This is a genomic window from Hyphomonas sp. (assembly GCF_018402285.1).
Lineage (GTDB): Bacteria > Pseudomonadota > Alphaproteobacteria > Caulobacterales > Hyphomonadaceae > Hyphomonas.
This window is the reverse complement of record NZ_JAGYJH010000006.1, coordinates 209,810-232,100: the sequence shown is the minus strand read 5'-3', so window position 1 is coordinate 232,100 and position 22,291 is coordinate 209,810. Positions and strand designations below refer to the sequence as shown.

The window sequence follows — 22,291 nt, the reverse complement described above, 5'->3', positions numbered from 1 at the left end:
GGGGCTTTACTCTTCAGCCTGGCGCGAACGGGACAGGGCGGCCAGCTGGCTCTGGATACGGAGGAGTTCCAGTTCCCGCCCGGCTTTCCGGGTCTGCCGATAGAACAGCGCGGCGACAAGAATGGCGAGAAGTATGAGCGGTCCAACCAGCATGCGGGCTCCCAGATTGTGTGTCGCAGCGCCCTTAAGAACCATTCGGAATCTAGCGTCAAGACCGGTTGAACGTTACACTCCGGTAAGATGGAAACTGCCTGTCATATTTGCAAATGCATGAAGACGCTGCTGGGATCTTCAGCATAATCGCCGAACGGGCCGCACTCCCGGAATCGGTAGGTCGCATAGAGTTTGCGGGCCGGGATGAAGGCATCCATAGAGCCGGTTTCCAGCCACAGATCCGTATAGCCGCGCGCCCGGGCAACCGCGAGGATGTGTTCCAGCATCAATCGGCCGAGCCCCCTGCCCCGCAGGTGCGCGCGGGTGTGCATTGACTTGATCTCGCCGGCGCTATCCCCGAGTTCCTTCAGCGCGCCGCAGCCGATGAGGGCGCCGTACTCCCACATCGACCAGACACTGACAGAAGGCTGGCGCAGGCCCTCGATAGGCAGGAAGTGGCAGCTTTCCGGCGGCGAGGCCGCCAGCATGGTCTGTGCGTGAATGGCGATCAGCTCGGCCATCTCCGGGCCGGAAAGATCGTCTGGGCGGATGTCGATGGTCATGCGAGACGCCTTGCCAGAAAAGCCTGGCTCGAATCGCTAGCCGAGCGCGGCGAGGGCTGCAATCTCAGCCCGGAGTTCGGGGATGCCAAACCCCTTCTCTGCCGAAGTCATGCGCACCACCGGATGGGCCGCGCCGCGTTTTTTCAGCTTTTCGGCAATCTTGGTGACGGTCTTCTCGACCTCGCCCTTGGGCAGCTTGTCGACCTTGGTGAGGATGACCTGATAGGTAACGGCGGCCCCGTCCATCAAGTTCATGACCTCTTCGTCGGTGTCCATCAGGCCGCCGCGCCGCGCATCCACCAGCAAGAACACCCGGCGCAGGCTGGGCCGTCCACGCAGGTAGGACTTGATCAGCTTGGTCCAGGCGGCGGTCTGGGTCTTGGAAACCTTGGCATAGCCAAAGCCAGGAAGGTCGACGAGGAACAGTCTTCCTTCGTCGCCGATCTCGAAATAGTTGAGCTCACGCGTCCGCCCCGGCTCGGCTGACGAACGGGCGAGCTTGGAGCGGCCTGTGAGGGCGTTTATCAGGCTGGACTTGCCGACATTCGAGCGGCCGGCAAAGCAGACTTCAGAGCGGTCAGCCGGCGGCAGGCCCGAAAGGCTTACAACGCCCATCACAAATTCCGCCTTGCCGGCAAACAGCAGGCGGCCGGCCTCCATGGCTTCTTCGGTGAATTCCGGGGCTGCGGCCGCGTCCAAGGTCTATTCCGCCTGCGCCTTCTTGAGCCCGAGGCGCGTGGCAACGAATTTACCAAGCTCGGTCTCAACCCCGTTCATCCGCATGATGATGTATTGCTGGATGAAGGTGAGCACGTTCGACCAGACCCAGTACATAACGAGGCCTGCGGCAAAGCCGCCGAAGACGAACATGAAGACGATGGGCATCGCCATGATGATGCGGGCCTGCATCTTGTCGGGCGGCGGCGGGGAAAGCGACTGAAGGGCCGCCATTGTCGCGCCGTAGAGGATCGGCAGGATACCGATGCCGATGATGATGCCGATGATCGGTATGCTCTTCACGTCGGCGCCCGACCAGAACGGGATGAGGCCGAAAAGGTTGCCGATGGCGGTCGGGTCCGGCGCTGAAAGGTCCTTCACGTAGGCAAAGGGCGCATGGCGCATTTCCAGCGAAATATAGAGCACCTTGTAGAGCGCGTAGAAGATCGGGATTGTCGCCAGGATGGGCAGACACCCGCCGATCGGGTTGGCCCCCTCCTCCTTGTAGAGCTTCATCAGCTCCTGCTGCTTGCGCTGGGGATCGGCTGCAAAACGCTCATTGAGCTGCTTCATCGGCTCTTGGAGCTTTTTCAGCTTCGCCATGGATTTGAAGCTCGCATTATAGAGCGGCACGAGCGGGAGTTTCACAAGGACGGTGAACGCCAGGATCGACCAGCCGAACGAGCCGAGATAGCCGTTCAGCCAATGCAGCACGTAGAAGAACGGCTTGGTGAGGAAGTAGGCCCAGCCCCAGTCGATGGCATCGACAAAGCGCGGCAGGCCGGACTTCTCATAGCCCTGAAGCACTTCAAACTCCTTGGCGCCCGCAAAGAAGCGGTTCTCCGCCGTGATGCTCGCGCCGGGCGCGATCTCGACGGCGGCGCCTTCAGTGCGCACTTCGAGCGGGCCGTTGCGCGCAAGGCTCGCGCGGTTGACGCTGGCGGTGAAGGCGCGGGTCTGCTCGGGCACGAGGGCGCCCATCCAGTACATATCGGTGAGGCCCCACCAGCCGCCTTCATCGGAGAAGAAGGTCCCGTCCTGGGCTTCGCCGCTGATCTTCTTGGACTGCAGGAGTGGCTTGTACTTCTGGAGGCGCAGTTCGCTGTCGACCACCCCCATCAGCCCGAGATGCGCCGGGCCGCCGCTGGTGGCAGAGGCCGGATCGGTGATCTCGAGGAATCGCTTCCAGTCGCCGTGGCGCTCGATCGAACCGATGGCGCGGACATTGCGCGCGGCCGCCGATGTGTTGGTCAGCGTGTCGCGGAAGGTGAACATGTAATTTTCGTCGACCGAGATCTCCCGGTCGATGGTCATGCCCTCTGCTTCAAGTCGCAGGGTGACCGGGGTGGCGGTCGTCAGAGTGTCACCGGCGACCTGTGTCCAGGCAGAATTGCGCCCGGCCAGCAGCGTGCTGCCATCGGCCCAGTAATAGGTCCCGAAATAGCCCCCTTCGGTCGCCTCGGGGCGCAGGAGGCGGATTTCCGTGACACGCTCGACGGTCGTGTAGTGCTGCTTGAAGCTAAGATCATCGATGCGCGCGCCGGCCAGACGGATCGTGCCGTCCACCGAATTGGCGTCAATCTTCACCCGGCCGTCTTCGGCGAGGGCCTCCTCAAGCGGTTTGGGACCCAGCACGGCGGCAGCGCCCGTATCGGTGCCGGCAACCTGCTCGGCTGCGGCCCGGGCAGCCTCTTGCGCTTCGTAGCGCTTCTGGGCGGGCTCCATCACAAAAAACTGGTACAGGAAAACGAACGCGATCATCGCCGCCATGGCGATCAGGAAGTTGCGCTGTTCTTGTGGTTCCATGTCAGGTGTCCGCGGGGCTGAGAGCGTGCCGGTCGGCAGGCGCGGGGCTTTAGGGTCAAGTGCGCGCGAGGCTTATCAGCGCGCTTTCCATATCGTCAAGCAAACGTGCCCAGCCGGTATCAAGTGTCGCTTCCCGGGCGATGAACACATAGTCCCATCCTGGCTGGCCATGCTGGGCGAGAAGCCGCCGTGCTGCCTCGCGCAGGCGGCGCTTGGCGCGGTTTCTGTCGACCGCGCCGCCAACCTTCTTGGTGGCGGTGAACCCCTCCCCGACATGCCCGCCCGGTTCGTCTCCCCGGCGGGCGCGGGCCTGAACCACAAGCGTCTTGCGTCGCTCGGTGATCCCGTCACGAACATAGGTGAATTCGGGGCGGCGGCGGAGCCGGCGCACTTCTGGCATGGGGATGAGATCGGGCGGCATTACCAAGGCGCCGGACCTGCCGGCGCAGGGAAAATCCGTCAGGCCGTCAGGGTCTTGCGGCCCTTCGCGCGGCGGCGCGCCAGGACCTTGCGGCCGTTCTTCGTCGACATGCGCTCGCGAAAGCCATGGGTGCGGGCGCGGCGGAGGTTGCTCGGCTGGAATGTGCGTTTCATCGGACGGCCCTGACGGCTTGAATTCTGGAAACCGCGGCCAATACAGGGCGGGCGGAGGCAGGTCAAGCGGGGCGAACGTGATTCCGCGCCGCTTCTGCGCGCCAAATGCAGTTGGCATGCGCCTTCGGTCTTTACACTTTGGTGTCCCCCATCGCCTAATTCTCTCCGAATGCTTGTCAGCCCGAGGGATGGGAATGGTCCGTTTTTACGCGCTTCTGCTCGGCTTTCTGGTCTTTGTGACAGGCGGCGCAAGCGCGCAGGCGGTCGATTATGACCGGCTCGACCAGCGCCTGAGCCAACTTTCCCGGGAAGATGAGATTGTCGGCCTCGCCGTCGGTGTCATCGAGAATGGCGAGATCACCTTCGTGCGGGGCTATGGCATCACGGCCGAGGGCGAAGGCCCGGTTACGAAGGATACGGTTTTCCGCTGGGCCTCCCTCTCCAAGGGCGTGGCGACGAGCCTTGTCACCAAGCTCGCGATGGAGGGGCGGTTCTCGCTGACCGACACGATTGCTTCCTTCAAGACCAGCCTGCGCCTGCCGGGCGGGGGCGAACGGGTTGCGACGCTGGAAGACCTCATGGCCCACAAGGTGGGCGTCGTGTCGAACGCCTATGACACCCTCCTGGAAGATGGCGGCGACCCGGCCGATATCCGGCGGCGCCTCGGCAGCCTCAAGGTCGTCTGCCCGATCCGGGAATGCCATTCCTATCAGAATGTGGCCTTCGATGCCCTGGCCGAGGTCGTCGAGGCAACGACCGGGCTGACCTATGCCGCGGCAGCTGAAATCATAATTTTCCGGCCGCTGAAGATGACCACCGCGAGCACCGGCCGGGCCGCACTGGAAAGCTCGGCCTCCTGGGCAAAACCATACGAACGCCGGCGCGGAGATCTCCTGCCGTCCCTGCGGACGGTGAAGGACCCCTACTACAAGGTGCCTGCGGCGGGCGGGGTGAATGGCTCGATCCATGACCTGGCGCTCTTTGCGCGCGCCCAGATGGGGCTGGCGCCGAATGTGCTGGCGCCGGAAACGCTGAGCGAACTGCACACCCCGCGCGTCTACACTCCGCGCGAGCAGTCGCGGCTGCGCAACCAGTTTGAGAGCCGGATGCAGGACGCCCGCTACGGCCTTGGCTGGCGCGCCTACAAGTATGATGTGACTGGCAACAAGGTGGTCGGCCATCGCGGGGCCGTTGAGGGCTACCGGTCGCTGATGCTGTTCGACCCCGAACTTGATTCAGGTGTGGTGGCGCTCTGGAACTCCAACTCCCGGCGCCCGGTGGGCATCGAGCTGGAAGTCATGGACATGATCTATGGCCTGCCGCCCCGCGACTGGATGGGGCTCGACGCGGGCGCAGCCGGGGCCGCGAAGTAAGCTTTGCCTGCTGCGTTCGCGTCAGATCACGCGGGTTTGACCTGACATCTCAAGGTCGTGAGGCGCTTTTGCGGCGCCTGGGCGCTATGAGGCGGGCAATCCCGTTTTCAAAGGTGCTGCGTCCATGACCTTCTCTCGGCCAATTGCCCTCGCCCGTCTCAGCCTGCTGGCGCTTTGCCTGGCGGCGGCCCCTCTTGCGGCGCAGGCCCAGACAGCGGACACACGCCCGCCTGCAACAAAGGACGCCCCGATGGCCAAGGCCGAGCACACCGCATGGACAAAGCTGCTGGCCAAATACGTGAAGGCCTCGCCCGACGGGATCACCCGGGTGGACTATGCCGCGTTCGCCGCCAGCAAGGCCGACCGGGCGGCGCTCGACGCCTATATCGCAGGTTTCGCCGAAGCCGACCTCTCGGCTCGTACGGACGCCAACTTTGCCGCCTGGGCGAATATCTACAACGCCGTAACCGTACGCTATATCCTTGAAAAGTATCCGGTAAAGTCCATAAAGGACGGCCATCTGATCGGCGGGCCGTGGAAGGGCATCAAGCTGCGCGCGGGGCGTCAGGAGGTCAGTCTCGACGGGATCGAGCACAAGATCCTGCGCAAGGTCTGGGGCACGCCGGAAGTCCATTATGCCATCAATTGCGCCTCCTACAGCTGCCCGAACCTGCCCCGGAAAGCCTGGGAAACGGCCACGCTGGCGGCCGATCTCGACCAGGCGGCGCGGGACTATGTAAATCATCCGCGCGGCGTGACGGTGACCCCCAGGGGCCTTGTTGTTTCATCGATTTATGACTGGTTCGAGGCTGATTTCGGAGGCTCCAAAGAGGCCGTGATTGCCCATCTTGAGAAATATGCCGCTCCAAGTCTCGCAGATGACATTCGGGCCAATCCGAAGATCGTAAGGGACAGTTATGACTGGTCACTCAATGATGCTTCAATCCGTTAAAAAGCGTGCATAAGCGAGCAAAGAACTCCGATGACGCCCGCCGAAACGCCAACGAAAGAGCCCTGACGTGACAGACACTCCCCCCGCAGACGAGACCGGCGCCAAGAAGCCGGCACCGCTCTGGGTCCGCCTCTGGCCGATCTACATCATCCTCGCCGGGCTCGGCCTTGCCCTCTCGCAAGGCTGGGACGAATATCTCAGTCTCCAGTCGCTTTCCGACAATGCCGTCGCGCTCGACGCGATGGTGCGGGAGAACCTTCTGCTGGCGCTTGCCGCCTATGTGCTCGTCTATGCGGCGGCGACGGCTTTCATGATCCCGGGCAGCGCGCTGACCATCGGGGGCGGCTTCCTCTTTGGTCTCGTTCTGGGCACGCCGGCGACCGTGATCGGGGCAACCCTGGGCGCCTCGATCCTGTTCTTTGCGTCCAAGACCTCCATCGGAGCCGTGCTGCGCGAGGTGGCCGGGCCGTTCCTCGGCAAGATGCAGTCGGGCTTTGCCGAGAGCCCCTTCTCCTACATGTTCGCCCTGCGCCTCATCCCGCTTTTTCCGTTTGCGGCGGTCAACATTGCGCCCGCCCTCCTGGGCGCGAGATACCGCGACTATGCGATCACGACCTTCTTCGGCATCATTCCCGGCACCCTTGCCTACACCTGGATCGGGGCGGCGGTGAAAGGGACCCTCCTGGAGGGCGGCACGCCGGACATCGGGTCGCTCGCCAGTAATTTCCTGCCCGCCTTCGTGGCGCTCGGCATCGTCGCGCTGATTCCGGCGGCCTATAAGAAACTCTTCCCCAGGAAAGCCCCCGCCAATGTCTGAACTCACTACCCTGAAGGCTGACCTTGCGGTCATCGGCGCTGGCTCTGCCGGTCTTTCTGCAGCGGCGGGCGCGGCGATGCTGGGCCTCAAGGTGGTCCTGTTCGAGAAGCACGAGATGGGGGGCGATTGCCTCAACTTTGGCTGCGTGCCGTCCAAGGCGCTGATCTCGGCGGCCAAGGTTGCGCATGCGCCCGAAGAGGCCGCCCGCTATGGCATTTCCCTGCCTGCGGCGGTCGTGAACTGGGACGAAGTGAAAGCCCATGTGCGCGGCGCGATCGAGACGATCGCGCCGGTCGACAGCCAGGAGCGGTTCGAGGGCCTCGGCTGCACGGTGATCCGTGAGGCGGCCCGGTTTGAGGACAGGAACACGCTGATCTCTGACAGCGTGCGCGTGAAGGCGCGGCGCATCATCGTCTCCACCGGCAGCCGGGCGGTGATCCCGCCCGTGCCCGGCCTGAGCGAGGCGCCTTATCTGACCAATGAGACGATCTTTTCAGCGCCGGAGTTTCCCCGTGAACTGATCATCCTTGGTGGCGGGCCGATCGGGATGGAGCTGGCGCAGGCCTTCTGCCGTCTTGGCTCAAAGGTCACCGTGGTGGAGATGGGCCACGCCCTGCCGCGGGCTGATGCGGCCCATGCCAGGATCGCCGTCGACGCCATCCGCGCCGAAGGTGTGACCCTGCTGGAAGGCCACAAGGCGTCGCGTGTTTCCGCCGAGGGCGGACGGATCACCCTTACCGCAAGCGGCCCGGACGGCGAAGTGACCCTCACCGGCAGTCATATCCTCGTCGCTGCCGGGCGCCGCGCCGTGACCGAGGGGCTGGACCTCGAAAAAGGCAGGGTGGACTACACGCCCGCCGGTATCACGGTGGGTGATAATCTCCGCTCAAAGAGCAATCCGCGCGTCTGGGCGCTGGGCGACATTGCCGGGCAAGGCCAGTTCACCCACCTTGCCGGATGGCACTCCTCGGTATTCGTGCGCCGGGCATTCTTCAAGCAGGGCTCGAAAGCCTCGAGCCTGCCCTTGCCGGCGGTCACCTACACCTCCCCGGAAGTGGCGCAGGTCGGCCTCACCGAAGCCGAAGCGCGGGAGAAGTTCGGCGAGGCAGTGAAAACCTCCGCCTTCCCCTTTCATGACAATGACCGCGCCATTGCCGAGCGCAAGACGCTGGGCGAGGCCAAGCTTGTCCTCCACAAGGGCAAGCTGGTGGGCGCCTCAATTGTCGGCGAAGGCGCGGGCGACATCATCCAGATGGTGGGGCTCGCCATGTCCAACGGCCTCAAACTGACGGCGCTGACCAATTTCATCTCGCCCTATCCCACGCGCACAGAAGTGGTGAAACGGGCCGCCTCTGCCTATTTCACGCCGAGCGTCTTTGGAGCGCCGGCGCGCACGCTGGTGGGGATCCTGCAGAAGATCCCCTGAGGATTGCTCACATTTTCTGGCGCAGTTTCCCTTGCGGCGGTTTTGGCATAAGCCTGCGCCCGTGAGTGAGCCTGGCCCTTCCCCGAACCTGCCTCCGCAGCGCCGCGCCCGGCGCCTGACGGAGAGCCTGGCTGCGCGCCTGTTCGCGCTGACGCTGGGGGCGATCCTGCTGACCGAAGCGCTGATCTTCGTGCCGTCGGCCAGCAATGTACGCACGCAATGGCTGGGCGAGCGGGTACAGGCGGCCCGCATTGCAGCGCTGGCGCTGGAGGCTGCGCCGATGCGGGAAGTGTCCGAGGAGCTTTCCGAGAGCCTTCTGGAGCGGGCCGAAGTGCTCGCTGTGACCGAGCTGGAAGACGAGATGCGCATCCAGCTGCTGGCCCCGGCCAAGCCCGTGGAAGAAGCGCCCACCCGGATTGTGGACCTACGCGCGCCCACCATGCTGGGCCAGAGCGTGGCGGCGATGAGCGAATATTTTGCTCCCGAAGGCCAGATGCTGGTGGTCGTTGCCGAAGGCTCCGAGCCAGGCCGCGTGATCGAAGTGCTGGTGCCTCAGGCGCCGCTGAAAAAGACAATGGTGAACCTTGCCTGGCGCGTGACCGGTCTTTCCCTGATCATTGCACTGGTGGCGGCGCTCGTCATCTATCTGGTGCTGGACGCCATTGTCGTGCGCCCGATGCGGCGAGTGACGGTGAGCGTTGAGCAGTTCAGCCGCGACCCCGGCAGCTGGACCCGCCGTCTCTCGCCCACCAAGCGGCGCGACGAGATCGGCCGCGCGCAGAACGCCCTGGCAGGCATGGAAGAGGCCGTCGCTGACTCCTTCCGCCAGCGCGCGCATCTGGCTGAACTCGGCAGCGCGGTCGCCAAGATCAATCATGATCTGCGCAACTCGCTTGCTTCGGCGCAGCTGGTTTCCGACGGGCTTGCCCGGTCTGAAGACCCGCGCGTGCAGCGCGCCGCGCCGCGCCTCAAACGCGCGCTGGAACGCGCCATCGAACTGGCCACCGCCACGCTCGACTATGGCAAGGCCGCTCCCCGCGCGCCGGTGATGCAGACCGTGCGCCTCCTGGGCGTATTGCAGGGCGCGGCCGAAGAAGCGCTGGTCGAGAACGGCATGGGGATCGAGATCGGCGTGGACGAGACCTTGGTGATCCGCTCGGACGCCGACCATCTCCACCGGATCGCGGCGAACCTCATCCGCAATGCGGCTGAGGCGATGCGCCAGACCGACACACCCGATCCGGAAATCCGGATACGGATCGAAGACGGCGCGCTCATCTTTTCCGATAATGGCCCGGGCCTGCCCGAGAAGACGCAGGAAAACCTCTTCCGCCCCTTTTCCGGCTCCGGCCGGATGGGCGGAACGGGGCTTGGCCTCGTGATTGCGAATGAACTGGCGCAGGCGCTGGGCGGCGGCCTCACGCTCGCCAGCACCGGACCAGAAGGCACCGTGTTCCGGCTGGCGCTACCGGGCCTTGAAGCATGAGCCTTTATGCCCCGGCGCCCGGGCCGGTATGCTATATCCACTGCGACGCGCATCTGATCCTGATCGACAAACCCTCGGGTCTTCTCTCCGTGCCCGGACGGGGCGCAGACAAGGCCGACTGCGCCATTACCCGCGTGCAGGCAGAGTTTCCCGATGCGCTGACCGTGCACCGGCTGGATATGGCGACCAGTGGCCTCCTCATGATGGCGCGCAGCAAGGAGATGCAGCGCGCGCTCTCGGGCCTCTTCGAGCGCGGCGAGGTGGAGAAGTGCTACCTTGCCGATGTGTGGGGGACGCCTCAGCCGGCCAGCGGCGAGATTGACCTGCCTTTGATCACCGACTGGCCAAGGCGGCCCCTGCAGAAGGTCGACCCCGAGATAGGCAAGCCGAGCCGAACGCTTTATGAAACGCTTTCTGTTACGGCTGGAACTGCGCGGCTTAAACTCACGCCGCTGACCGGGCGCTCGCACCAGCTGCGCGTGCATCTGGCCGCCATCGGCCATCCGATCCTGGGGGATGAATTCTATGCGAGCGGCGAAGCTCTGGCGGCGCGGCCCCGCCTGGCGCTGCATGCGGCGCAGCTCGCCTTAGCCCATCCGGCCACGAATGAACGGATGGAATTTGAGGCGCCCTGCCCTTTCTGATCTGGCTCACACAAACCGATCGGAGCTGGCGTATTGAACTTGCCTTCCAGCACACGCAGGCTTGGCCGCCTATCTTTGCTGATAAGCCGCCCAGACCGAGCTTGTAATAGAGATATGGTTGCTATGACCGCGAATGAGCCATTCGGAGAGTTTTCTCTGACCCCCGAAGAGCTGGTTTTGCTTGTCCTCTGCTTCCGAAGGGCCCTGCGCCTGTATGGACCTGCGTTATCAGCTCAGAAGCCGTGTTCGAGTTTATAGAGCTGGTAACTGATGCGATGGACCCGCAACAGCCAAGTTCCGTTGCTGCTCTTCGCAGCACATTGGAATACGCCTGGCGGGATGCCATGGTGTGTTTCGAGGAAGCTGGGCTGCGTTAAAGCCTTCTAGGAATCCGAAGAAGGGGTCTGTACGCCGTGGACATGCACGTCTTCGCCGGAATGCGACTTCAGGATCCTCATCGCCGCGGCTTCATCGTCCGAATTCCAGGTTCGAACCCACAGGACCAGACCGCCGTGTGAAAGCTGGTCTGCAATATAGTCGGCATGGTCTTTCTCAATCAGCCGGGCCAGAAGCGCGCCGATTGTGGCCCCGCTCCCACCGCCGACTCCCATAGCAATGAGCGCAGCGGCAAGGGCGCCCCCGCCAGCGACCACGGGAACGAAAGCCGCCAAAGCCCCGAGATAGGTGAGTGTGGCGATGACAGCGCCTTCAGCTGCACCAGACACCTCGACCGTGGAATAGGCAATGGTGGCGGCCTCCGGGTCGTCCTCCAATTCCCGCACAGAACGGAACCTGTGACCGAGTTTCGTTTCAACGGCCTCTGTAGAAGCAAGGAGACTCATCTCCGCTCGATTGAAGCCATGGTTCAGCAAATCATCAATTGCTGCCTGCATGTCCTTCTCGGTCTGGAAAACGGCAACCGCCTCACGAACCATCTGCATTTCCCCACCCTTCATCGCTTACCATCCTCTGGAACGAGACTTCCCCCATAACGTGGCCATTCAGGCTCAGCGGGTTCAAATATCTTCGACTGCCCATCTCACGCATTCCTTCAGCGCCTTTCAATGAAGCGCTCGTTGAAGGCGCATTCCTGAAGCACCCGAATGGGCCAGATGCGAATATATCAGGTCGCTCATGGCGGTCTGGAGCGTAATACGTATGTTGACGGAGGTGGCTCGTTCATATATTGAAAAACGATAAAATTCACAAGGAGCCGTTCCATGCATGCTGAACTCGTTCGCGTTGCGCTGCACGAAGTCGATATCAAGATCGTTTCGGGTGAGCGGATGCATGTGCTGCAATGGCGGCGCAATCTCCTCTGGGACGAAGTCCTGCTCGATGGCAAGCGTCAGGCGGCCAGCCACGGCCTCTGGGGCCGCGAGAAGGTCTACGGTCTCGTCTTCGGGCGCGACCTTGAAGGCAAGGGCGGCGAGCAGGTGATGCTGATCCTCGATCCAGCCCAATCCTATGACTGGAGCCATATAGGCGAGCGCATTCGCGGCGTGCGACTGGAGGGCAAGGATGGCGCGCTTGTCTCCTATGGCTCGCTGGAGGCTAACGCGCTGAAGAAACCTGCCACCTTCTCCGACTGGATGAAGCGGTCCATGGGCATGGACTGGGGCGAGGAGACGACCCGCCGCCCGAACTGATCTGTCTGCGGCCTAATTCTCTTCGGCAATCCGCAGGAGATTTGCGTCCATCTCTCCAATGATCGAGGGCGCCTCGGCCGGGCGATCGTTCGCATACACCGCAAACACCAGCGTCTGGCCGCTGCGCGCGATCATGAACCCAGAGAGTGCGTTGACGCCGTGGAGCGAGCCGGTCTTGGCAAAGATTTTGCCCTCCAGCGACGTGCCCCTGAATCGGCGCGCCAGCGTGCCGTCCGCCCCGCCCACGGGCATCATCGCGCGCCAGTCATTTCCCCAGGGCTGGGCGGCGGCCCAGCGCAGGAATGTCGCCATGCCGCGCGGGGTGACGCGGTTATAGGTGGAAAGCCCCGAGCCATCGAAGAGTTCTGCTTCAACCGGCGTGAGGCCGGCTTCTGCCACCAGCGCGGTGAGGATCTCGGGGCCACCTTCGGGGGAAAGTTCGCCGCGCGCCAGCGCGATGCGGCGCAGGAGCAGCTCGGCATGGAGGTTCTGGCTGTTGACGAGAATGCGACGGACACTGTCAGAGACCGGCGCAGGCGTGAGGCGGGCAATCAGGGAGGGCGGCGGCGCATCTGCGGCGGGTTCATGGCGCGCGCGCATCATCCCCTCCACCGCCACGCCGCGCTCACTCAGAAGGACGATCAGGCGCAGCGCCGCCGATTCCGCCGGATCGCGGACAGCCACGGCATAGGTGCGCGGGGCCGCGTCTGCCGGGACGTAGCCGGTGAGCCTGAGTATCTCGAGCCCCGGCACACGCTGAAGGCGCAGGGTTGGCTCGCTGCCTGCCAGCCCGGTGATCAGGTCGTTGTCAACGAGGAGCAGATCGTCCCCGGGCGCCCAGCGGTACATGGCCGGGTCCCCCGGCGCTGCACCCGGCGAGACGATGACGCCGAGCGTGTTCTCGTTGACGGTCAGGGCAGAGACCGGAGCGGTGTAGTACCAGACGAAGTTGTTCCAGCTCCAACCCTGCCCCCAGAGCGCAGCGGGCAAAAGCGTATCGTCCCCGATCACGTCGCGCACACGGGTGACACCTGCTGCAACGGCAGCATCAGCCAGCTGATGCAGGCAATTGTCGAGGCAATCGGGACCATCCCTGAGGCCCGGATCGCCTGCGCCCATCAGCACGAGATCGGGCGCCTCGCCCTCCCCGCGCGCCTCCAGCCAAAGCGAGGTGCCCGCGGAAGGGTCCGGCGTGTCGAGAGCGTCAAGGTAATGAAAGGCAGCAGCTGAGGTGAAGACCTTGGTACTGGACGCCGGGATGAACCTTTCGTCCGCGCTGCGGGAAAACACTTCCCGGCCATCCAGTGTCATCACGGAGACGCCCCAGCGTACGCCTTCCACGTCCATTGACGCGAACGGCGCCGGCGGGGGAGGCTCGGGCGGCGTGGTGGTACAGGCGCCAAGCCCCAGGAAGGCGGCGGCGAGCGCGCCGGAGAGGAAGCGGAACCTGATCATCCGTAACCGTCCTTTTTACTGCCTAGAGGCGCTTCTTGGTACGCCCCTCATGGGCGCGGGCATTTGCCGGATCCTCCGGCCAGTCATGCTTTGGATAGCGCCCGCGCATGTCCTTGGCCATGTCCTTGTAGCCTGCGCCCCAGAAGCGCGCGAGGTCTTGTGTGGTGGCGGCCGGTTTCATGCCGGGCGAAAGGAGTTCTACGGTGACAGCCACGCGCCCGGCGGCAATCTTTGGATGTTCGGTCAGGCCATAGAACGCCTGCGCCCGGGCCGAGACCAGCGGCGCGCGCGGATCGAGCCAGTCCACTCGCACGCTCTGGCCGGACGGCAGCTCAAGGCTGAGCGGGGCATGATTGCGCAGGGCTTCCTGCAGGGTCCAGCCCAGCGACTGAACGAGCGCGTCGCGCACATCATGAGCCTCGGGTAGCTGCGCGCCGCGCCGCTTCAGCGCGGGTTTCAGCCAGTCGGGCGCGGTTGCCAAAAGGGCCTCAACCGTCAGGCCCGGCGCTTCGATCAGCCCGGCTTCGGCGAGGATGCCCAGGCGGCTCAGCGTTTCCTCGATCACCTCGCCTGACCCGATGGCAGCAAAACCCTCGGTTTCGATAGCCGCCAGCATGGCGATGGCCGCCGCCTCCGCCGAGGGCTTCGGCAGGGGCGCTTCGGAGAGGACAATCGCGCCGAGCGCCTTGACGCGGCGGGCGGTGAACTTGCCTGTCTTGGGATCAAAGGCCGCGCGCTCCTCGGTCAATGCCTTCTGGCTGCTGAGCGCTTCAGCCTCGCTTAGGGGTAGCCCCAGCAGAATGCGCGGCTCCTTCGCGGCGCCGCCGAGATCGGCTACGACCAGCCAGTCTGATTTGGCGAGGCCATCCGAGGGCTGAACACCGGCGGCGCGGCCCGATGCCATCAGATAGCTGCCCGCGCTGCCCGGCCTGCGCCGTGCGACCTGGTCAGGCCAGGCGCGGGCCAGCAGTTTTGCCAGATCGCCGCCCGGCGTCTCGCCCCCGCCCCAGCTTTTCGCCTGCTGTTTCAGGGCGCGGGCGCGCTGGCTGCCATCGGCACGGAAGCGCTGCAAGCGTTGGGTCAGATCGCTGCTGTCCCCGCCCATGCCACGCTCGCTCATCATGGCGGCAACCTCGGCGGTGAGCGCTTTTTCCGCCAGGCCGGGCGCTGAGGCGACCAGCGCGGCAAGACGCGGAGGCAGTGGCAGGCGCGCCATTTCCTTGCCTCTTGTCGTCAGCGCGCCGTCCTCCTCCAGCGCGCCCAGCGCGATGAGCAGGGCGCGCGCGCCTTTCAGCTTACCGACGGGCGGGGCGTCCATCCAAGTGAGCGCGCCTGTGTCCGGCGCGCCCCATTCGGCCAGCGTCAGGGCAAGCCCGGAAAGGTCCGTAACCAGAATTTCCGGCGTCGGCGCAGCCATCAGGCCGCGCGTCGCCGCTTCATCCCAGAGGCGGTAGCAGACACCCGGCGCGGTGCGCCCGGCCCGGCCCCGGCGCTGGTCAGCCGAAGCCCGCGAGGCGCGCACGGTTGTGAGCCGGCTGCCGAGCCCGCCAAGGTCTTCCTCCGCCACGCGCGACAGTCCTGAATCGATCACGATGCGGACGCCCTCGATCGTCAGCGCGCTTTCGGCAATGTCGGTGGCGAGCACGATCTTGCGTTTGCCGGGCGGGGCGGGCGAAACGGCCGCATCCTGCTCGCCCGGCGAGAGCGCGCCATAGAGCGGCGCGAGGATAATGTCCGGCCCTAGACCGGCTAGCGCTTCGGCCGCGCGGTTGATCTCCCGCGCGCCGGGCAGGAAGGCGAGCACGGAGCCCTCTTCCTCCCGCAATGCCTGGCGGATGACTTTCGGCATCCGGTCTTCGATCCGGTCGTCAGACTTGCCGAGATAGCGCGTCTCTACCGGATACATCCGGCCTTCACTCTCTATCACCGGTGCGCTGATGGCGCAGGAAACTGCGGCTGTATCCAGCGTGGCGGACATGATCAGGAGGCGGAGGTCTTCGCGCAGAACTGACTGGACCTCCAGCGCAAGGGCAAGGCCCAGATCGGAATTGAGGCGCCGCTCATGGAATTCGTCGAACAGCACAGCGCCAATGCCGGTCAGTTCCTGATCGGCCAGAATGCGACGCGTGAAAAGGCCATCGGTGATGACTTCGATGCGCGTGTTCTCCGAGACTTTCCGGTCGACCCGCGTGGTGAGGCCTATCGTCTGTCCGACACGCTCGCCGAGTGAGGCTGCCATCCGCTCGGCCGCCATGCGCGCTGCCACCCGGCGCGGCTCCAGCAGGAGGATGCGGCCTTCAATCACTCCGGGTGCCCCCAGCAGCCCTGCCAGCGCGAGCGGAACGCGCGTTGTCTTGCCTGCGCCCGGCGGGGCGGCCAGCACAAGGCGCGGGCCTGCCGCCAATGCCCGGAGAATTTCCGGCATCACCTCATCAATGGGAAGGGCCTCGGCGCGCGTCATCTGCCCGCTGATAGGGCCGCCCCTGCCCTTATGGCAAGCGCTGACGGCGGCACATCAGACCTGGCGGTTGCCTTCTGATGCCCTGCCGCCTACCGTCGCCCCCGGGTAACTGCTGGGAGTGGCGTATGAAGGCCTGGTTTGCAATCGATCTGTGGAAGCGGGTGCTGGTCGGCCTCGTGTTGGGCACGCTGATAGGTCTAGCCTTTCGCTATGGCTTCGGCCCGGAGCGGGCCAGCGAGATCGTAACGACCTGGTTCAAGCCGATTGGCGACGCCTTCATCAGCCTTATCCAGATGCTCGTCGTGCCCCTGATCTTCACTACGCTGGTCTCCGGCGTGCTGGCGATGGGCGACCCCAAACGCCTCGGCAGCCTCGGCGGCAAGGCGCTGGCGATGTATATGGGGACCACGGTTCTGGCCATTTGTTTCGGCCTCCTGATGGGCACGCTCGTCCAGCCCGGCGCGGGCTTTGACACGTCCATTGCCTCGGCCAGCGACATTGAATCGACCCGGTCACGCCTTGCCGCCAACGCGCCTCCTGGCACTGTGGGTGAGCAGCTGATGAACACACTGCTCTCGATCATTCCCAAAAACCCCATCGATGCCCTCGCCCGGGGCGATGTGCTGCAGATCATCTTCTTCGCCATCCTCCTGGGCATCGGCATCATGATGGCCGGCGAGGCGGGCAAGCCGGTCGAAAAGCTGTTCAACTCTGCCTCCGAGGCGATCATGAAGCTGACGCTGATCGTGATGGAGACTGCCCCCTTCGGCGTGCTTGCCCTCATGGCCTGGGTGATGGGCGACCGGGGGCTCAGCGTGCTGACGGTGCTCGGCAAGATGACACTGGCCCATTACACAGCCTGCCTCCTGCACATCCTGTTCACCTATGGCTTCATTGTGAAGGGCGTGCTGCGCCTGCCGCTGATCCCCTTTTTCCGGGGCGTGTTTGACGCACAGATGGTCGCCTTCTCGACCTCTTCATCCAACGCCACTCTGCCGATGACGATTTCCTGCGCCACAAAGAATCTCGGCATCGGCAAGCCGGTTGCCTCCTCGGTCCTGCCGCTCGGCGCAACGATCAACATGGACGGCACGGCGCTCTATCAGGGCCTGATCGCGCTCTTTGCGGTTCAGGCGCTCGGCATCCCGATGGAGCCGGGGATGTATCTCACCATCATCATCATGGCGACGCTGGTATCGATCGGCACGGCGGGTGTTCCCTCGGTCAGCCTGCTGCTGGCCACCACCACGCTCAGCATCGTCGGGGCAAGCCCGGAGCAGATCGTGTTGATCATCGCCGTGTTGTTCCCGTTCGACCGTATCCTCGACATGATGCGCACCGTGACCAACATCACCGGCGACCTCGCCGTAGGCACCGCCGTCGCCAAATGGGAAGGCGACCTCGACGAGAACGTGTTCCGGGCGAAAGATCCGGTGTGATCTTCAAGCTCCTTCTCCACCCGGGGAGAGGGGAGGAGGGGAATGAGGGGCTCACAGACCTGAAAAAAAGCCCGGCCTCGCTATGAGAGGCCGGGCTTTTGTTTGTTAGGCGATGGGCCCGCTCAATGCGCGGTGGGCTGGGGCTCGAAGCTGCTCTGGCTGGGCGGCAGGGAAGCCGTGACCGGGGCTTGCGAGGGCAGCCAGCAGGTGACCTCAAGGCCCCCGCCATCGACCGACTTCATGCCGACCGTGCCGCCATGCAGATGGATGAAATGTTTCACCAGTGCCAGGCCGAGACCCGCGCCGCGCTGGTCGCCAGAGACGAAGCTGTCAAAGCTGGTCGCGCGCTTTTCCGCCTCAAGGCCTGCGCCATTATCGCGGACGCTGAGAGTGATCATGTCGCCCATGCGCTGAGCCGCCACCACGATTTCTCCGCCAGGCTCGGTGAAGCGCAGCGAGTTGGAGATGAGGTTGAACAGGACCTGCTTGATCCGGCGCTCATCGCCCCGCATCTGGCCAAGCCGCCCGGTAATCTCTGCACGTACGGATACTTCGGTGTCTTCGGCTTTCGAGACAACCAGTTCGACGCTCTGGTGGATCACTTCCTCAAGGTCGAGATCGCTGAGTTCAAGGTCAAGCCGCCCGGCCTCGATCAGGGCGAGGTCGAGAATGTTCTCGATCAGCTTGTTGAGATGGTCTGACGCGGAAAGAATGGCGCGCACATGATCTGTCTGGCGCTCGGTCAGCGGGCCATTGCGCTGAGTCTCCAGAAGTTCGGCATAGCCGAAGATCGTGGTCAGCGGCGAGCGCAGCTGGTAGCTCACATTGCGCACGAACTCGGTCTTCAGCCGGTCGGCCGCCTCGAAGGCCTCAGCCCGGTCGCGCAGCGCTGATTCCACCCGCCGCGTGGCGGTCACATCGGCGAAGGCGATCATCGTGTTTCCATCCGGGAGCGGATGGGTGAGATAGGTCAGCAGCGAGCCATCAGAGCGGCGCATTTCGCCGGTGGTCGACTGGCGCGCGGTAGGGTCAGTGATGTGAACCTTTATCGCTTCCCAGATGTCCATGTCGTGGAACAGCGGCACGCAGCCCCGGATCACATCGTCATAGTCGGGCTTGTCCTTCAGCCGGTCAGACGGAATGTCCCACACCCGCTCGAAGGCGCGGTTGTGCAGCTTCAGCCGCCCGTCCGATCCGAACACGGCAACCGCCTCGTGCAGATTGTCCAGCGTGGACGACTGCGTCTTGATCAGCGCGTTGAAGCGCGTCTGCAGGGAGAGATGGTCGGTAATGTCCTTGAACAATACCAGCAGCCCGCCCATCGGGTGGCGCTGGCGCGTAACTGAGAGCGTGCGGTTATCCGGCAGCGACCACTTGTCTTCCTTCACCCCGTCAATGTCGAGATAGTAGGAAATCTCCTCGGCGCGCCATTCGGCATAGTTCATCCGTGCCGGAAGCTTGCGCTTCTCGCGCAGCCGGTCGAGCAGCTGGCCATGGCTGGGCCGGTCCAGCAGGAAGGTCTCCTCCAGGTCCCACATGTCGCGGAAGGCCTTGTTGTAGAAGTTCAGCTTCCGGTCCGGCCCGAAGATGGCGACAGCATCGGCCACATGGTTCAGCGTCTCGTCATGGGCGCGCACATGGCGGTTAAGCTCCTCGCGGGAGTTCTCCTGCTCGGTCACATCGAACGCCATGCACCCTGCCCCGCCCGACAGCGGGAAGGTCAGCACACGCATGGCCCGGCGCTGGTTATTGATGACGATATGGCGGGTCTCGTCATGCTCGGCGCCGTCGGTGATCGTCTTGCGCGCCTGCTCGTTGACCGCCTGGTCCAGCATGATCTGCCGCTCCAGCACCCGGTCGAGATGGCCGCCATCGACCGCCTCGATATAGGCGGGGTTGGCCCATTGCAGGCGCCCCATGCCGGACACGCGCCAGGCCGGGAACGGCGCCTTGCCCAGCATGTCGAGGAAGGCCGTCGGGTCGCGCGCAATCACCTGCCGCGCCTCTTCGAGCTTGCCCCGGGCCGAGCTTTCCTCCAGCCCCTTGATCGTCGTGTCGTTGATCCAAACCACCGCGCGCACCCCGGCCGTGCGCCCGTCCGCCTCCAGGAAGCGGCCCGAGGTGCCGATGATGGTCAGCGAGAAAGGTTGGCCGCTCTCGCGCAGCTCCCGCAGGCGGATGCGCAGCGTGGTGTCCTGACCGGCCGAATCGCGCGCCTCAAGATCCGCGAGCCCCTCGACGATGCGAACTGCCGGGTCCGGCGAGATCGCGTCATCGGTAAAGCTCAGCAATCCAGCGAGCGCCACGGGCGATCCGTAAAGCTCCGGCGGGGTGATTTCGTCCCCGTCCAGCTCCAGCTGGTCGCCCTGCCAGACGAGAATGACCCCCGGATGGGCACCTAACACAGATTTGAGCCCGGCATTCTCGGTTTCGCGGTCGCCCGCCACTTCGCGGTAGCGTTTGGCCGCCCCCCGCGCCCCGTCCGACACCCGGAGCGCCCAGAGCAGCGCCCCCAGCGCCAGCAGCGCAGTGCCAATTGCCATCAGGATGGGCATCTGTTCAGCGGTCATCGAGCTAGCGGGCCTCTATCGTTGGCAAAACATTGCCGGTCATTGCCGGCCGCGCACGCGAACGGGCGCCGCGACTCGCGAAGGTTTATACTGGTTAATGAATGGTGCCGCGAGCGTTAAGGCGGGGTTAATACAGGCTCCGTCACGCTGCCAGCAGATCCCCCGGGGCCCGGAGCCGCCGGCCCTGCAGATTGGTGTTGCAAACCTGCCACACCCACTTACGTTAACGAAACCGGCCTCACAGGAGCCTTCCCGGCATGCGCGCCCTCATTGCCAGCCTTGTTCTTTCCCTTGCCCTGCCGCTGACGGCGGGCGCCTCCGGCAACGAGGCAGACGGCACCGAAACCGACGAAATCGTGCGCCTCCCGGGCCAGCAGGCCGGCCAGCCCGACAAGATCGCCCTGCGCGGCGGTAAGGCGGAACGCCTCGTTCCCGGCGGCGTGCTGATCGCGAGCTTTGATGCGGACGGCAACGGCGTGCTCTCCCAGGACGAGCTCAGGGAGGGCATTGCCGCAGCCTTTACGCTGGCCGACGCCAATGGCGATGGCGAGCTCACCGCGCTGGAACAGCAGGCCTGGGCCGCCAACATGCCGGTGCGCGATGATACCCTCGCCAATCCGGTCCGCTTCGATCCCAATCTCGACCGGATCGTCACCTATGAAGAATTCTTCACCGTGATCCTGCAACTGGCCGCCTCCTACCAGGACGGCGCGGGCGAGATCACGCTGGTGAGCCTCATCGCGCCCGAGCGGCCCGAGAAGGAAGACCGCCGGTTTGCGCAAGGCGGCCTCCCGCGCGGCGAGCTGCCCCCCGGCGGGCCGTCCCGCTAACGCTTCTCCTTCCCGCGGGCCTTTCCGGGCGGCTTGACACTCCGCGCGGTTCAGGAAACCCAGTTTCGCCCATGACCCTGCTTTCTTTCCCATCCGTGCGCGGCAAGCTGATCCCCGGCGCCGAGCTTGCCCCCTATACCTGGTTCCGCGTCGGCGGCCCGGCAGACGCGCTCTTCCTGCCCGCCGATGAAGAAGACCTTGCCACCTTCCTCGCCGCGCTCGACCCAGCTGTCCCGGTCACCGTGCTGGGTGTCGGTTCAAACCTCATCGTGCGCGATGGCGGCATCGAAGGTGTTGTCATCCGCCTCATGGGCAAATACTGGGGCGAGATCGAAGCCACCGATGGCATAACGCTGTCGGCCCGCGCCGGCGCGCTCGACCTTGCCGTCGCAAAGACCGCCGCCGCCAATGGCATCACGGGCCTGGAATTCCTCTCCGGCATCCCCGGCTCGCTCGGCGGGGCGACCCGCACCAATGCCGGCTGCTATGGCGCCGAGCTGCGCGACCGGCTCGTCGCCCTGCATGGCTTCCGCCGCGATGGCAGCCGCGCCGCCTATCGCGGCCCCGGCAAGCCCGGCGCCCTGCCCGAGGCCCACTTTTCCTATCGGCATACCGATTTGCCGGACGACCTCATCGTCACCCGCCTGATCCTGGAAGGCACGGGCGCGGGCGATCCGGAAAAGATCAACGCAGACATCGCCGCCCTTCAGGCCCGCCGCGCCGAAACCCAGCCCATCAAGGAAAAAACCTCCGGTTCCACCTTCGCCAACCCCGACCCTCCGGGCACGCCGGACCAACGCTCCGCCTGGAAACTGATCGACGCGGCCGGCTGCCGCGGCCTGAAAGTCGGCGGCGCGCAGGTCTCCCCCCTCCACTGCAACTTCCTGATCAATACGGGCGAGGCCACGGCGGCCGACCTTGAAGCCCTCGGCGAACTCGTCCGGGCACGCGTTCTGGAAACGTCGGGCGTAGACCTCCGCTGGGAAGTTCGCCGCATGGGCCGTGTGCAGAGGGTTTAGGAGCACCTCTCAGCCAGGCACACCCTGGCAAGACAGACCGCGCAGGGTGAGTTAGCCGAAGGCGTAACCCACCATCCTCCACGCAAACCGGTGGGTATCGCTCCGCTCACCCCCCACGCCCTCAAAACTTCCCCTTCATCTCCACCGTGAAGATCGGCCTGAAGGCGCGAGCGCCACCGCGCCGGTCATGCCGGCGAACAAACGGAACGTTCCGTGCCGCCCGCTTCAGGTGCCACCGCCTCATGATATTTCGGTAATCCGCCGCAAAACCGCCCCGCCCCCGCCTGACACGCGCCCCGGGCCGCGTCTTAAGTCGCTGTTCACCGCATCACTTCAT

At 64.7% G+C, this 22,291-nt stretch carries 20 protein-coding genes; 10 read left to right on the top strand and 10 right to left on the bottom strand.

Features of this window, described 5'->3' with window-relative positions; all coding sequences use genetic code 11:
- Nucleotides 1-6: 6 nt before the first annotated feature.
- The 6 genes from KG722_RS12910 to rpmH all read right to left on the bottom strand — a co-directional run bounded on the left by KG722_RS12910 (nucleotide 7) and on the right by rpmH (nucleotide 3,833).
- Nucleotides 7-153, bottom strand: a complete 147-nt coding sequence (locus tag KG722_RS12910; protein ID WP_213272218.1) for a hypothetical protein — start codon at nucleotides 151-153, stop codon at nucleotides 7-9.
- Nucleotides 154-254: 101 nt separating this feature from the next.
- Nucleotides 255-716, bottom strand: a complete 462-nt coding sequence (locus KG722_RS12905; protein WP_213272216.1) for a GNAT family N-acetyltransferase — start codon at nucleotides 714-716, stop codon at nucleotides 255-257.
- Nucleotides 717-752: 36 nt separating this feature from the next.
- Nucleotides 753-1,415, bottom strand: coding sequence for a ribosome biogenesis GTP-binding protein YihA/YsxC (gene yihA / locus KG722_RS12900; RefSeq protein WP_213272214.1), 663 nt, complete (start codon nucleotides 1,413-1,415; stop codon nucleotides 753-755).
- 3 nt (nucleotides 1,416-1,418) lie between these two features.
- The gene (gene yidC, locus KG722_RS12895; RefSeq protein ID WP_213272212.1) at nucleotides 1,419-3,239 is read right to left on the bottom strand and encodes a membrane protein insertase YidC; all 1,821 of its coding nucleotides are present in this window, start codon (nucleotides 3,237-3,239) and stop codon (nucleotides 1,419-1,421) included.
- A 55-nt stretch (nucleotides 3,240-3,294) separates the two neighbouring features.
- A complete protein-coding gene (gene rnpA, locus KG722_RS12890) occupies nucleotides 3,295-3,660 on the bottom strand; it encodes a ribonuclease P protein component (RefSeq protein ID WP_213272210.1) in 366 nt (121 codons plus the stop codon).
- Between the two features lie 38 nt (nucleotides 3,661-3,698).
- Nucleotides 3,699-3,833 carry a 50S ribosomal protein L34 gene (gene rpmH / locus KG722_RS12885; RefSeq protein ID WP_011645442.1) on the bottom strand — a complete coding sequence of 45 codons (135 nt, stop codon included), beginning with the start codon at nucleotides 3,831-3,833 and terminating at the stop codon, nucleotides 3,699-3,701.
- 194 nt (nucleotides 3,834-4,027) lie between these two features.
- On the opposite strand from rpmH, the gene KG722_RS12880 reads away from it, so the two are divergent.
- The 6 genes from KG722_RS12880 to KG722_RS12855 all read left to right on the top strand — a co-directional run bounded on the left by KG722_RS12880 (nucleotide 4,028) and on the right by KG722_RS12855 (nucleotide 10,531).
- Complete coding sequence (locus tag KG722_RS12880; RefSeq protein ID WP_213272209.1) at nucleotides 4,028-5,206, top strand: serine hydrolase domain-containing protein; 1,179 nt, start codon at nucleotides 4,028-4,030, stop codon at nucleotides 5,204-5,206.
- A 124-nt stretch (nucleotides 5,207-5,330) separates the two neighbouring features.
- Entirely contained in the window at nucleotides 5,331-6,158 is an 828-nt protein-coding gene (locus KG722_RS12875) for a DUF547 domain-containing protein (protein WP_213272208.1), read from the top strand.
- 67 nt (nucleotides 6,159-6,225) lie between these two features.
- Nucleotides 6,226-6,975, top strand: coding sequence for a VTT domain-containing protein (locus KG722_RS12870; RefSeq protein WP_213272207.1), 750 nt, complete (start codon nucleotides 6,226-6,228; stop codon nucleotides 6,973-6,975).
- Nucleotides 6,968-8,401 (top strand): FAD-dependent oxidoreductase, encoded by a 1,434-nt coding sequence (locus tag KG722_RS12865; RefSeq protein ID WP_213272206.1) that lies wholly within the window; start codon nucleotides 6,968-6,970, stop codon nucleotides 8,399-8,401. The genes KG722_RS12870 and KG722_RS12865 overlap by 8 nt, the downstream gene beginning before the upstream one ends.
- Before the next feature lie 61 nt (nucleotides 8,402-8,462).
- Nucleotides 8,463-9,887, top strand: a complete 1,425-nt coding sequence (locus KG722_RS12860) for an ATP-binding protein (protein ID WP_213272205.1) — start codon at nucleotides 8,463-8,465, stop codon at nucleotides 9,885-9,887.
- Nucleotides 9,884-10,531: a pseudouridine synthase gene (locus KG722_RS12855; protein ID WP_213272204.1), complete on the top strand. Its 648-nt coding sequence runs from the start codon at nucleotides 9,884-9,886 to the stop codon at nucleotides 10,529-10,531. Before KG722_RS12860 ends, KG722_RS12855 begins: the two co-directional genes overlap by 4 nt.
- A 383-nt stretch (nucleotides 10,532-10,914) precedes the next feature.
- Here the strand turns inward: KG722_RS12855 and KG722_RS12850 are convergent, their stop codons facing one another.
- Nucleotides 10,915-11,472 (bottom strand): hypothetical protein, encoded by a 558-nt coding sequence (locus tag KG722_RS12850; protein ID WP_213272203.1) that lies wholly within the window; start codon nucleotides 11,470-11,472, stop codon nucleotides 10,915-10,917.
- A gap of 279 nt (nucleotides 11,473-11,751) precedes the next feature.
- Here KG722_RS12850 and KG722_RS12845 point away from each other — a divergent pair, with 279 nt between their 5' ends.
- Entirely contained in the window at nucleotides 11,752-12,180 is a 429-nt protein-coding gene (locus tag KG722_RS12845; protein ID WP_213272202.1) for a hypothetical protein, read from the top strand.
- A gap of 12 nt (nucleotides 12,181-12,192) precedes the next feature.
- Here the strand turns inward: KG722_RS12845 and dacB are convergent, their stop codons facing one another.
- Both dacB and hrpB read right to left on the bottom strand, forming a co-directional pair.
- Nucleotides 12,193-13,635 (bottom strand): D-alanyl-D-alanine carboxypeptidase/D-alanyl-D-alanine-endopeptidase, encoded by a 1,443-nt coding sequence (gene dacB, locus KG722_RS12840; RefSeq protein ID WP_213272201.1) that lies wholly within the window; start codon nucleotides 13,633-13,635, stop codon nucleotides 12,193-12,195.
- Nucleotides 13,636-13,657: 22 nt separating this feature from the next.
- Nucleotides 13,658-16,096 (bottom strand): ATP-dependent helicase HrpB, encoded by a 2,439-nt coding sequence (gene hrpB, locus KG722_RS12835; RefSeq protein WP_213272200.1) that lies wholly within the window; start codon nucleotides 16,094-16,096, stop codon nucleotides 13,658-13,660.
- A gap of 125 nt (nucleotides 16,097-16,221) precedes the next feature.
- On the opposite strand from hrpB, the gene KG722_RS12830 reads away from it, so the two are divergent.
- On the top strand, nucleotides 16,222-17,535 hold the full coding sequence (locus tag KG722_RS12830; protein ID WP_213272199.1) for a dicarboxylate/amino acid:cation symporter: 1,314 nt from the start codon (nucleotides 16,222-16,224) through the stop codon (nucleotides 17,533-17,535).
- A 122-nt stretch (nucleotides 17,536-17,657) separates the two neighbouring features.
- On the opposite strand, the gene KG722_RS12825 is transcribed toward KG722_RS12830, so the two are convergent.
- Entirely contained in the window at nucleotides 17,658-20,105 is a 2,448-nt protein-coding gene (locus KG722_RS12825; RefSeq protein ID WP_213272198.1) for a PAS domain-containing sensor histidine kinase, read from the bottom strand.
- 257 nt (nucleotides 20,106-20,362) lie between these two features.
- On the opposite strand from KG722_RS12825, the gene KG722_RS12820 reads away from it, so the two are divergent.
- Entirely contained in the window at nucleotides 20,363-20,935 is a 573-nt protein-coding gene (locus KG722_RS12820; RefSeq protein WP_213272197.1) for an EF-hand domain-containing protein, read from the top strand.
- 71 nt (nucleotides 20,936-21,006) lie between these two features.
- Entirely contained in the window at nucleotides 21,007-21,954 is a 948-nt protein-coding gene (gene murB / locus KG722_RS12815) for a UDP-N-acetylmuramate dehydrogenase (RefSeq protein ID WP_213272195.1), read from the top strand.
- Nucleotides 21,955-22,291: the final 337 nt, after the last annotated feature.